General features: G+C 44.9%; 7 protein-coding genes and 1 pseudogene. 2 read left to right on the top strand and 6 right to left on the bottom strand.

Annotation, left to right across the window (positions count from 1 at the left end; translation table 11 throughout):
* Window positions 1-6 precede the first annotated feature (6 nt).
* The 6 genes and pseudogenes from DWW23_RS04295 to DWW23_RS04270 all read right to left on the bottom strand — a co-directional run bounded on the left by DWW23_RS04295 (window position 7) and on the right by DWW23_RS04270 (window position 10521).
* Complete coding sequence (locus tag DWW23_RS04295; protein ID WP_122352056.1) at window positions 7-3024, bottom strand: TonB-dependent receptor; 3018 nt, start codon at window positions 3022-3024, stop codon at window positions 7-9.
* A gap of 57 nt (window positions 3025-3081) precedes the next feature.
* Window positions 3082-5292: a glycoside hydrolase family 97 protein gene (locus DWW23_RS04290; RefSeq protein ID WP_122352055.1), complete on the bottom strand. Its 2211-nt coding sequence runs from the start codon at window positions 5290-5292 to the stop codon at window positions 3082-3084.
* Window positions 5293-5316: 24 nt separating this feature from the next.
* Window positions 5317-7161, bottom strand: a complete 1845-nt coding sequence (locus DWW23_RS04285) for a glycoside hydrolase family 13 protein (RefSeq protein WP_122352054.1) — start codon at window positions 7159-7161, stop codon at window positions 5317-5319.
* A 531-nt stretch (window positions 7162-7692) separates the two neighbouring features.
* On the bottom strand, window positions 7693-8340 hold the full coding sequence (locus DWW23_RS04280; RefSeq protein WP_122352053.1) for a flavodoxin: 648 nt from the start codon (window positions 8338-8340) through the stop codon (window positions 7693-7695).
* A 19-nt stretch (window positions 8341-8359) separates the two neighbouring features.
* On the bottom strand, window positions 8360-8845 hold the full coding sequence (locus DWW23_RS04275; protein WP_122352052.1) for a cupin domain-containing protein: 486 nt from the start codon (window positions 8843-8845) through the stop codon (window positions 8360-8362).
* Between the two features lie 9 nt (window positions 8846-8854).
* Window positions 8855-10521: pseudogene (locus DWW23_RS04270) on the bottom strand (alpha/beta fold hydrolase).
* A 187-nt stretch (window positions 10522-10708) separates the two neighbouring features.
* Here DWW23_RS04270 and DWW23_RS04265 point away from each other — a divergent pair.
* Both DWW23_RS04265 and DWW23_RS04260 read left to right on the top strand, forming a co-directional pair.
* A complete protein-coding gene (locus tag DWW23_RS04265) occupies window positions 10709-11620 on the top strand; it encodes an AraC family transcriptional regulator (protein WP_122352051.1) in 912 nt (303 codons plus the stop codon).
* Window positions 11617-13209, top strand: a complete 1593-nt coding sequence (locus DWW23_RS04260; RefSeq protein ID WP_122352050.1) for a DUF6377 domain-containing protein — start codon at window positions 11617-11619, stop codon at window positions 13207-13209. Before DWW23_RS04265 ends, DWW23_RS04260 begins: the two co-directional genes overlap by 4 nt.
* Window positions 13210-13227 lie beyond the last annotated feature (18 nt).

Genomic DNA, 13227 nt, shown 5'->3' with positions numbered 1-13227 from the left:
TACAATTTAGAAATTAATGTTAACTCCGAATAAAACAGTAATCGGACGCGGATACACATTGTTATCCATACCGTCATTTACTTCCGGGTCCAGTCCGTCATATTTAGTGATGACGATCGGGTTCTGAACCGTAGCATAAAAACGGGCATTACAGCCTGTGGCAAGGAACTTATTTACATTATACCCTAATGTGATATTGTCGATCTTCAGATACGAAGCATTCTGGATATAGTAATCAGATAAACGCTGGCGAGTCTGGAAACCGGTCTTCAACGCCGATGTAGGCTTATTGCTCAATGCATTATTACCAAACACTTCATTTACACCGAGAGCAGCATTGGCAGCTGTCGCATTAAAGTTATAATTCCCCAGGCTGATACGTCCGTTAAATCCAAGATCCCAGTTTTTATAACTGAATTTGGAATTGAAACCCATCATTACATCGGCTACCGGATTTTTGTAACGATACAAATCATTGTCGTTCACTACACCGTCGCCGTTACGGTCTACATATTCCCCTTCTATCGGGTTACCGTCTTTGTCATACACCTGCTGAAATACATAGAAGGAACCGGGAGCATATCCCACACTGTGAATTTTCAGACGCAGACCACCGTCACCACCGGTCGATTCAAAACGTTTACCCGGAGAATCCGAATTGTCGTTGTAAGTCAGTTCAGTGATCTTTGTTTTGTTATAAGCGATATTGAATCCCAGATCCCAGTTGAAATCTTTTCCTACCACCGGGCGAGTGTTGATAGAAAACTCAAAACCTTTATTCTCCAACGAACCGATATTCGAAACGACATATTCGGCGAAGTCGGTACCGGCAGGAACATTTACTTCCGCATTGATCAGGTCTTTGGTCTTACGGATATACCCATCTACAGAACCGCTGATCCGGTTGTTCAGAAAACTATAATCGACACCCACATTATACGTTGTCGTTGTTTCCCATTTCAGGTTCGGATTAGCCGCTGTCGGAGCTATCACATTCACCCAGGTCACATTCCCGGCTGCATCATAGATAGGATACATGGCACCGCCTTTCCCTTCCCGATAAAAAGAAAGATACGGATAATCCCCCTGGTTGATATCCTGTTGTCCGGTAACACCCCAACCCAGACGTAACTTCAGTTCATCCAGACTGTTGAAATCTTTCAGGAAAGATTCTTCATTCAGCTTCCAGCCTAACGCCAATGAAGGGAAAAGTCCCCAACGCTTATTTTTTGCAAAACGGGAAGAAGCGTCGTCGCGTAAGGTAAAAGTCAACAGATACTTGTCCATCAACGAGTAATTCATACGACCGTAGAAAGAGGCCAATACATATTTCGTATCTGTTTCCTTATATTCATTGCTTACCGTTGTATTCTGGCCGAATGTTTCCGGACGGCGTGACAGATAATAAGTCACTTTATCCGTTTTCGTACGATAACTCTGGTAAGAATATCCAGCCATTACATCGAAATGGCTGGATATGGATTCAAAGTCCTTTGAATATTGGCCATACAGATCAAATATCTTATTGTTGTGCGAATTATTATAGATATTACGGCTTCCGGTCGCATCATCGTCCGGCTGATAAGAACCGGGAGCATTCGGGTCTACATACTTCTTACCTTCCACGGAAGTATAGTCGATCCCCATATTCATGTTGACACGAAGTTCGGGCAGGAAATGAAACTTATAATCGAACTGGGCATTTCCGATAAACGATTTGGCAGTCGAACGGTCGTCTACCATTTCCAGCATAGACACAGGATTCACACCGGCAGAAGTCGAACGGGTTCCGTCAGGCGTATAATCGCCCGTCCAGGTAAAGAAACCACCATATTTACTATTGTTATAAACAGGTTTGGTAGGATCGAAAGCTACTGCGCTACCCAAAGCCCCCGTATCGGCAAAACGGTTCTTGATATAAACGCCTTTTGCGTTCAGATTCACATTCAGATGATCGTTAAACAAAGAAGGAGTCAAAGAAAGGCTTCCGGTATACCGCTGGAAGTTAGAAGTTTTCAGAATACCGTTTTGATCGGTATAACCGAAAGATACACGGTACGGCATAAACTCTTTAACCGAACCATACGCACTGAGATTATGGTCAGTAGAAACAGCCGTACGTAAAACTTCATCCTGCCAGTCCGTACTTACACCCGGATGCAGGTCCAATGCTGTCAGCATACCCTCCGTAACATTCGGTGAATTAGTTATATAGTCCCGGTATTCATCTCCGCTCATGACATCGACCTTATTACGTTTCGTACTGATCGACACATTTCCCGAATAATTGATCTTTACGCTACCGCTTTTCCCTTTTTTGGTTGTAATGATAATCACGCCATTCGATGCACGTGAACCGTAAATAGCGGCAGCCGAAGCATCTTTCAATACGGTGAACGATTCGATATCCGCCGGATTGACCGTACTCAACGGATTGCTTAAGCCGTCAGGAGCACTGTTATTCATAATCACCCCGTCGATAACCACCAACGGATCGTTCTTGGCAGACAAGGAAGAACCGCCACGAATACGGATCGACGAAGAGGAGCCCGGTTGCCCTGTTGAAGAAGCGACCGACACACCGGCCACTTTCCCCATCAACATATCCTGCGGACTGACCTGTACACCTCTGTTTTTCTCGTCCGGCTTGATTGCCGTCACCGCCCCGGTCGCATCATTCTTCTTTACCGTACCGTAACCGATAACGACTACGTTTTCCAGCATCTGGGAATCTTCCGCCAAAAGAATGTTCATATTGGATGCGGCAGGCAGTTCCTGCATTTTATATCCGATAAATGAAACAGAGATAATATCTCCTTTGGAAGCGGCCAACATAAACTTACCGTCTACATCCGTGACTGTACCGTTCGTTGTCCCTTTTATAATGACATTTGCCCCGATAACCGGTTCTCCTGTAGGATCTTTCACAACTCCATTCACCGTCATTTGCTGTGCAAACACAGAGATGGACATACACAAGCCTGCGATGAGCATCAACAAAGCTTTAAACCTTAAATGTTTCATGTGCTTAAATTTAAGTTCTTTACAAGTTTACTTAATAACCTTAACAATCCTTTTACCTTATAGATTTTTTAACCCTTTTATATCTTTCTGGTCTTTTACCTCAAAGATACTGATGGCATAGCCACCACCGCTGGCAGCCTTCAAATTCAATTTACTCTTGTTTGTCAACAGCCCTTTCTTAATCGTATAGGACTGTGGATTATTTTTCCAGTCGGCATCTTTCGCATCTGCATATACAGTTGCGATGTATTTCTTACCCGGCTCGAGGAAGTCGAAAGAAAGGCGGGAGTCATGTCCGTTCTCGTCTGCCGTACAACCGACAAACCAATCACCTGTCCCCTTTGCCTTGCGTGCAATCGTGATATAATCACCCGGCTCAGCTTCCAGATAAAGAGATTTGTCCCAATCGAGGGCAACATCTTTGATGAACTGGAAAGCATCGGCATATTGTTCGTAATGTTCGGGAATATCGGCAGCCATCTGAAGCGGGCTGTACATCGTTACGTAAAGAGCCAATTGGCGTGCCAACGTAGAACGGACCTGTGAGGTGTTCGACGGATTCATCGCACTGCAATGCGTTTCGAAAATACCCGGTGTATAATCCATCGGTCCACCGATCAGACGGGTAAATGGGAGGATCGTGGTATGGTCGACATTATTACCTCCGAACGATTCATACTCGGTTCCGCGAGCCGATTCGTTTCCGATCAGGTTCGGGTACGTACGGCACAGGCCGGTCGGACGGGTGGCTTCATGGGCGTTTACCATAATCTTATAATCGGCTGCTTTCTTTACAGCATACAGATAATGGTTACACATCCACTGTCCGTAATGATGTTCGCCGCGAGGGATGATATCACCGACATAACCGCTTTTCACACTGTTGTATCCGTTGTCTACCATGAACTGATACGCTTTGTCCATATGACGTTCATAGTTACGTACGGAAGCCGAAGTTTCATGGTGCATCATCATCTTGATGCCTTTACTTGCCGCATAACGATGGATTTCCTGTACATCGAAATCAGGATAAGGAGTTACGAAGTCGAATACATAATCTTTGCTCTTTCCGAACCAGTCTTCCCAACCTTCATTCCATCCTTCCACCAGGACGGCGTCGAAACCATTGGCCGCGGCAAAGTCGATATAACGCTTCACATTAGCTGTATTGGCAGAGTGGCGGCCGTTCGGTTTCACCTTTGTGTAATCCGTTTCGCCCAACTTGACACTGCTTAATTCATCCGTATAAGCCCATGTTCCTTTATTGGTGATCATATCCCACCAGATACCGATATATTTAACCGGTTTGATCCAGGAAACATCTTCCAGTTTACAAGGTTCGTTCAAGTTCAGAGTGATACGTGAAGCCAGAATATCACGCGCATCGTCACTTACGATAACCGTTCTCCACGGAGACTGACAAGGTGTTTGTAAATATCCTTTATCCCCTTTGGCATCCGGAGTAAGCCAGGATTCGAAGATCATATTCTTATCATCCAGATTAAGGTGCATACAAGAATAGTCAACCAAGGCTGCCTCATGCAGGTTGATATACAGACCATCCTCCGATTTCATCATCAACGGTGTCTGAACGCCAGTCTGGGAGAAAGGTGTTTGTGAAGAGTTAGGCGTAACGGCTTCCTTCATCAACCCGCGGATTTCGCTCAGACGGGAAGTAACCGTACTGTATTCTTGTGTGTCATAATCACCCGGGAGCCAGAACGCCTTATGGTCGCCTGCCATGGCAAACTGTGACTTTTCCTCTTTGATCACGAAATAATTCAGCTCTTTCTGCTGCGGAAATTCATAACGGAACCCTAACCCATCGTTGAACAGGCGGAAACGGATAATGATAGAACGGTCGTTTGCCGGTTGATCCAACGTAACGGCCAGCTCGTTATACTGATTACGAATTTCTTTTTCTTCTCCCCATACCGGTTGCCAGGTTTCATCGAAAGCAGCCGTACGGGTATCCGTTATTTTAAATCCGTCATACAGGTTCGTCTTTTTATCCAACGCTGCAACATCTTTGCGTTGTTTGAACTCGAAGTCGACAGCGGCATCCGCATCTTCCTTCTTCAACTCCAGCCCTAGTTTACTGGGTTTGATCACTTCTTTCTGTTTATAACTCAGGTCATAAACCGGTGCGCCCTTTTCATCCAGCTTGAAAGTCATTTTCAGATTTCCATCCGGTGAGAGTAATTGCTGGGCATACGACACCGCACAGCAGCCAAACAGTGCGGCCAAAAACAAAATACTACGTTTCATGGTGTTATATGATTTATATTAACATTAAAATTCAAGGATCATAACATCTCTTGCAGAAAGAGACAGGGAGGAATCCAACCGGATATTCTTACCACTCAGCAGTTCATTTGCCGAAGAGGCAGGAAGCACTTCCCGGTAGGGAGCAAGGTCAAGCATTTTCTTTTCATCCGTACCGTTCAGGAGAACGACAACAGAACGGTTACCCAATCGTCTTTCGTAGACATAAACGCCGTTGCGCGGAATGAAATGTTTATAGGAACCTTTGGCGACCACTTCATTTCCGGCACGCCACCGAAGGAGTTTCTGCATATAGGCGAATGCTTCCGTCTGCAACGAATCACGTCCTGCCGGAGTGAATGCATTTACTTTATCTCCTTTCCAGCCTCCGGGAAAGTCGTTACGCAAAGCACCGTCGCCGTTTGCCTTATCGCCGGCCATCACTATTTCCGTTCCGTAATAGATCTGTGGTATTCCACGGACAGTCAACAGGAAAGCCAACGCCTGCTTGTAACGGTTCAGACCGGAAGACGGTGTCGTTTTATAGAAACGCGAGGTATCGTGATTATCCAGGAATACCAAAAGGTTCATCGGATTAGCATACACAATATCCTGTGACAGATAATCGTAAATCTTCGCCAGCCCCCTGTCCCACTCGTTCGTTTCCTCATCGAAAACATACGACATCAGACCGTTCAACGGAAAATCCATCACGGTAGGCAAATAAGAATTACGGGGATAAGCCACCTTGCTGTCTTCCTGCCAGAAAGAAACACCGACATTGCTACCGAGCCAGGTTTCACCGACAATATTGAAATCAGGATATTCCGCTTTGACTGCCCGGCACCAGCGCGCCATCATCTCAAAGTCGGCATACGGATGTGTGTCCTGACGGATACCGTCTATTCCGGCATATTCGATCCACCAGATACTATTCTGTATCAGGTAGGTAGCGACATGACGATTCCGTTGGTTCAGGTCGGGCATGGATTCGGTGAACCAGCCGTCCACACTTTTCGTCTTATCGTAATCCGAACGGTGTATATCCATTTGCGGCATGGTCTGGTAAGAGGTCTGTGTAAAATTATCCTGGAAGTTGAACCAGTTGTCAGATGGTTTATCTTTAAAGAAGAAATGTTCGCTGCCACAATGGTTGAAGATCATATCCATTACGATCTTCAGGCCCTTATTATGAGCAGCTTCTACCATCCGACAGAATTCCTGGTTGCTACCCAAACGCGGGTCGACGGCATAATAATCGGTGATTGCATAGCCATGGTAAGAACCTTCTCGCATATTGTTTTCAAGAATGGGATTCAACCAGATAGCTGTCACGCCCAGATCGGTAAAGTAATCCAGGTGATTTTCTATTCCTTGAATATCACCTCCATGACGGGCAAAAGGATCGGAACGGTCTACCTTATTCTCCAACATCCCCGAAACGCGGTCGTTGTTGGGATTGCCATTCGCAAAGCGGTCGGGCATGATCAGATATAATACATCGGAAGCATCAAAACCTTGCGCTCCGGCAGGACTGTCTTTGCGGTCTTTGATCTGATAAGGAATAACGGCCTGCTCACCGTTCTTCTTCAGAATGATATCGAATTGTTGCGGAGCCGTCTCTGTCAAATCCAGATATAATAACAAGTAATTGGGATTTTCCAGCCGGACAATTTCCTTGATACGGATATCCGATGCCGACAGAGAGACATTATCTGTAGAAATATCGTTACCGTATAATAAAATCTGTAATTCGGTATTCTGCATACCGAACCACCAGAATGCCGGTTCTGTTTTCTGCACATTCAAAGCCGATACCCAGGGCAGATTGAAGGTCAGACATAGTACAATCGTAATAATAATTTGTTTCATGGAATGATTTGTTTGTTAACGGAAGCAAATGTAGCAGGTTGGTCAACCGGAAACTTCCACTAGAAAAAAAATCAAAACTCATAAAAGCATCTTATATCTGATTTACAACAATATAACCCCAACCAAACAGGGTAAAAATCAAAACTAATTAGAAAGAATTATAGCCTGGCACTATAGTGATACACGGGATAGCATTATAGTATTACTGGGTATTACACTATAGTGCGAGATACCATAGCACTATATAGGGAGCAAGTTCACTCCCCATAAAGTAATCACTCGTACCTTATAGGAAAAAGGCAAACACCCTATAAAGAAAAAACGTAAGTATTTCTCTGAAAAAACATAAGTATTTTTGCAAATGGATAGGCATCGGTTGGTAAGCGGGTAGGCACTCATAAAAAATAGTACCTTACCCATTTGAAGCTATTGTAGCAGTCATCCGTATAAATCTGTATTACAACCACATATATTCTATTTTGCTTTGTGACGCCATTTTATGAAAACTTTCAGTATGGAATACTCCGATTATTATTCGATTATTCCAATCCGACGAAGCCATGTTTCTGTACCGTTAGCATCGCCCGGCATATCAATGCCTGCGTCGTCGGCCGGACCGGGAGTTGTAATATCGTCCGGATTGAGATCTTCAGGAAGCGCAGCAGGAACATGTACAGAATTAGGAGTTACCTTATAAATCTTCTGCATCGACTCGTTCAAATAGGTCGTAGCTCCATAAGTGAAGAAAGGAATAATAGTTTTTCCACTCAAATCATAGGCTTCAAGAAATGTACAGACCACCATAGCGGGCTGATGCCACCAGATCGGTGAACCCACGAAAATTGTGTCGTATTGTGCAATAATGGATGCATCGGGTAAATTCGCCACTCCGGGACGCAAGTCATTGTAGGCTTCATGCTGAATACGGTCGCTGTCGTCGTAAGGGTTGTCGGCATAAGGATCGGCAGCCTCGATACGATATACATCGGCACCGGTAATATCCACAATACGCTCAGAAACACGCTGTGTCGTACCCGTTGCAGAAAAATAAGCGACCAATGTCTTACTATCCCCTGAAAGTTGCTCAGGCTCCTCTGGATTATAGGGATTATCGGGAGAACAAGCTGCTATCGTCGTCAGCGAAAGAAATAAAAGCGATATTAAACCAAACCTTATCATATTCAATATTTTTAGATAGTTATTTATTGTTATACTCTTCGTCTGTTACAGGTTCATACCATTGGGTTACTCCCAAATGCACTTTTGTATTAACAGCAATATGAGTGAAACTGCTGTCGGGAGCCGCTCCATGCCAATGCACTACATCGGCAGGAATGGCAACCACATCACCAGGATGCAATACTTGTATAGGTTTCCCTTTCTCCTGATAGTAGCCTTTACCAGCAGTGGCGATCAAGATCTGACCACCCGGATGCGAATGCCAACTGTTGCGGGCTTTCGGATCGAATATCACATCTGACACCACAACATCGAATGTTTCACTGTCGGTCATCAACCTTTGAAGATAAGCCGTACCGTTAAAGTTAGCACCTTCGATAGCACTTCCTTTAGGAAAGATAGAAGTAGATACGGCAGGCTGGGCTGTTTCAACCTTATTCACCGGCTTCCGGATACAGGCTCCGAGTACCACAGCCAATAATAATAAGCAAGTTATCTTTTTCATATCAAAATATTATTTCAGATATTGTTTGAAGAAAGCATCCAGTTTGGGAAGCGTGATCTGCAGATACTCCGGCTGGTCGTATAAATCCACATGCGTTGCTCCGGGTACGACAAACAACTCTTTTGGTTCGGCTGCTTTCGCATAGGCACCTTCTGAAAAATAGGCAGATACGGCGTTCTCACCCACAATAAAAAGTACCGGGCGCGGAGAGATGGTTTCTATCTGTGCAAAAGGAAAGAAGTTCATCATCGGAGCAAGACTCGTGTAGGAGTAATAGCCCGTGGAATTAGGATGCTGGCCACGTTCCGGATTATCGTAATAATCGAGGAAGTCGATCGCAAACTTCGGTGTCGAGGCATCTACTTTTTCAGGCAGTGCACGGATATCTTTGCGCGCAGTACCACTGTATTCCGCAGTACGTTGCACGCCGATGGCATCGAGAATTGCCATACGTTGCTCATACGTTTGCGAATCTCCAACACCCTGACGCCTGGCACGCCCCATGTCGTACATGCTGATTGTGGCAAGTGCCTTGATACGGTGGTCGATCTGTGTGGCACTGACAGAGTAACAGCCCCCCCACAGATACCGATGACACCTATTTTATCGGCATTGACAGCCGAGTGATTCGACAGGAAGTCGACCGCAGCACTGAAATCTTCCACACGCACTTCGGGTGATTCTATACGACGTGGATAGCCACCACTCTCGCCATAGTAGGAAGCATCGAAAGCCAACGTTACATAACCGAGCTCCGCCAGCCTGCGGGCATGAAGTCCCGAAGTCTGCTCTTTTACGCCGCCAAAGGGATGACCGATGATGATTGCAGCATACTTCTTTGTTTCATCGTAATCTTTGGGCAGATAAAGATCACCTGCAATATCTATCAGAAAACGATTGTGGAAAGCCACTTTCTGCACTTTCACTCCATCATCCAATATCTGAGACGGGGCATCGGAGTATACAGCCAACCCTTTACTGTGCAGTAGGTCGTTCAGTACCAGTCGTCCGGCATCGGCTTCGCTGCGACCGATATTTCTCTGAACTACGGCAAACAGATTGCGCAGTTCGTCGGAAGTGACACCTATGTTCATTGCAATATTCATGTGGCTACGCAGCATCGGTTCCACCCCTTTACCAAGTGAGGCGATTACAGCAACAGTAGCCAATTCACGTTCCTGGTAGGTCAATACGTCCCGTTCGAAGAGGTCAGCAAAAAGATGTTCTTTGAGGAACACTTCGATTTCGGGAGCCAGTACGGCATAACCGGCTTTCGGCGCATCGGCAGGTACACCTGATATCTCGGCCAATATATCCCGTCCTCGTTCGTACTTGCTGCGGGTATCGGTTATCGGCGATGCTTCCCGCCCCCAATTATCCTCGATACCTTCTTTTTTGCGTTCGGCAAGTACCTCGACAAGAGTTTGCAGTCCGCGCAATGCCCGAGGAAATCCACAATAAGCATAGGTATGTACCATTACCTCTTTGAGTTCATTGACGGTCATTCCGTCGTCCAGTCCCGTAACGAGGACTGGTTTCAAATGATGAAGGTCTCCCTTACCCACAAGGGTCGCGACCTCTACAATGTGTTGTCGTTTGTTGTCCATCTCTTGTTCCACTTTTGGAGTTTGTGCAACCGCATTTCCGCACCAAAACAAGATACAGAACAGGGTCATCACTAATTTTGATTCTATTTTCATTCTTCTGAATATTTATTTATCTGTTTTATCTGATGCAAAATTAGTCTGATATTTCTGCTTTGACCGGTCATAAATTACGGTTCTGTGTATAATTATTACAGATCAGGACTGACAACCCGAAGATATTTCTTATTTTTGTATAGAAACAATGATACATGCTGTTATGGAGAAGATTATAAAACTGAATACGATCAAAGATTACAATGATTTTTTGGGTATAGATACTCCCCATCCATTGGTCAGCGTGATCGATGCGTCGAAAATCAAACCGTTGCATCATACCCGTAAAAATATTGGATTCTATGTCATTTATCTAAAAGACATTAAATGTGCCGACCAGATTAAATACGGTCGAAAATTATACGATTTTCAGGAGGAGACACTGGTGTTTGCCGCACCGGGACAGATTATCGGTAACGACGATACAGGTGAAGTATTTCAGCCCAAAGGGTGGTGGCTGACATTTCAACCCGAGTTGTTACACGGCACACCCCTGGGACGTCATATGCAGGACTATACATTTTTTTCCTATGCTGTCAATGAGGCACTACACCTTTCGAAACAGGAGCGACAAACCGTTATCGACTGTATGATAAAGATCGATGAAGAAATCAAAGGAGCGACGGACAAGCACAGTAATCTGATTATTGCCTCGGCTATCGAGTTATTACTCAATTATTGTACCCGGTTTTATGATCGTCAGTTCATTACCCGCAAAAAAGAGAATAAAGATACGCTCAGCACCTTCGAAGCGTTACTGAACGATTATTTTACGTCGGATAAACCCCAATTATTTGGAACACCGACCGTAGCTTATTGCGCAGAAAAACTACACTTATCGGCGAATTACTTCGGAGATCTGATAAAAAAAGTAACCGGTTCTTCTGCACAGGAATATATCTTGTCGAAAATAATGGATACAGCAAAAGAGTTACTCGCCGACCCGGCCAAATCAATCAGTGATGTCGCTTATGCTCTAGGGTATCAATATCCACAATATTTTAGTAGGGCATTTAAGCGTATCGTCGGATATTCACCAAATGAATACAGAACATTGAGAAAAACACTCCTATGACTAAAACGATATCAGCCATTCTCCTGTTTCTGTTCTGCATTCAGTTGTCTTATGCTTCTGAAAAAGACAAGACGAATCTATCCCTGCTAAAAGAACTGGATCGCACGATTGCGCAGAAACCTTTCTTCCAGCAGCAACGGGAACAGGAAGCCGATAGCATTAAAAGTCTGTTGAAAGCGACCTCTTCGCTGGAAAGCAAATATGAACTATACGGAACTTTATTCGGTATCTATCTGCATTTCCAGGCAGATTCAGCCTTGCGTTACCTAGAGAGAAGAGAGGCTTTGACCGACTCACTCCGTAACCCATCCTATAAGAATGACCTGCGGATAGCCCGGGCAGAGGTTCTCGGTATCATGGGGCTTTATAACGAAGTTCCCGAACAGCTGGAACAAATACAGAGAGAGAGTCTTAGTGAAGGCTCATTACTTTATTATTATTATACCAGCCGTACTTTCTATGGATGGATAGCCGATTACACCCGCACGAACGACCGTCATAAATACATCGCCCAGACAAACGCTTACCGCGATTCGATCCTGGCTGTTACGCCAAACGGCATCGACCATAATATCGTACTGGCAGACCAGTTGATCGTAAACGGTAATCCGGATGAAGCCATTCGCCTGATGAACGACGAACTGACAAAAGCTCAGGGCACAGAATCCGCTATATACATATTATATAACCTATCCCAGGCATACGCTCAAAAAGGCGATACGGAAAAGCAGATCTATTACCTGTCCCAAACAGCAATCAGCGATCTGAAAGCAGCCAAACGTGAATATATATCCCTGCAAAAACTGGCGTTACTCATGTTTGAAAAGGGAGATATCGAACGGGCATACAAATACCTGAGCTGTTCGATGGAAGATGCCGTAGCCTGCAATGCCCGTCTCCGTTCAGTCGAAGTGACCGAGTTTTTCCCGATCGTGGATAAAGTTTATAAACTAAAGATACAGAAAGAGAAACAGATTACCCGTACCCTGCTTATCAGCATCAGCCTGATGGCGGTCCTTTTACTGATCACCATCGTTTACCTCTACCGTCAGATGAAAAAGCTGTCGTTTATGCGTAAGAAAGTCAGTGCCGCCAACGAACAGTTACAGGAGATCAACCAGGAATTGAGCCAGGCCAGCAAAATAAAAGAAGAATACATCGCACTCTACCTGAACCAATGCGTTATCTATCTGGATAAACTGGATACATATCGCCGTTCACTCGCCAAACTGGCAATGGCCTCCAAGCTGGATGATTTGTTCAAGACGATCAAGTCCGAACAATTCATACGCGACGAGCGGAAAAACTTCTACAACGAGTTCGATAAATCATTCCTCCGGCTCTTCCCCCGTTTCATCGAATCTTTTAACGGCTTAATGACGGAAGAAGGAAAATTATATCCTAAATCCGGTGAGATATTATCGACCGAACTCCGCATCTTCGCCCTCATCCGGCTCGGAATAAACGACAGTAGCAATATCGCCCATTTCCTGGGATATTCGCTGGCTACGGTTTATTCCTACCGAAGTAAGGTCAGAAGCAAGGCACTGAATAAAGAAGAGTTTGAACAACAGGTAGCAGTCCTGTAAACATATTTCAAATAAAAT

Origin of the sequence: Parabacteroides sp. AF14-59, from assembly GCF_003479515.1 — a bacterium.
Taxonomy (GTDB): Bacteria; Bacteroidota; Bacteroidia; order Bacteroidales; family Tannerellaceae; genus Parabacteroides; species Parabacteroides faecis.
This window is presented reverse-complemented; position numbering and strand designations above follow the sequence as displayed.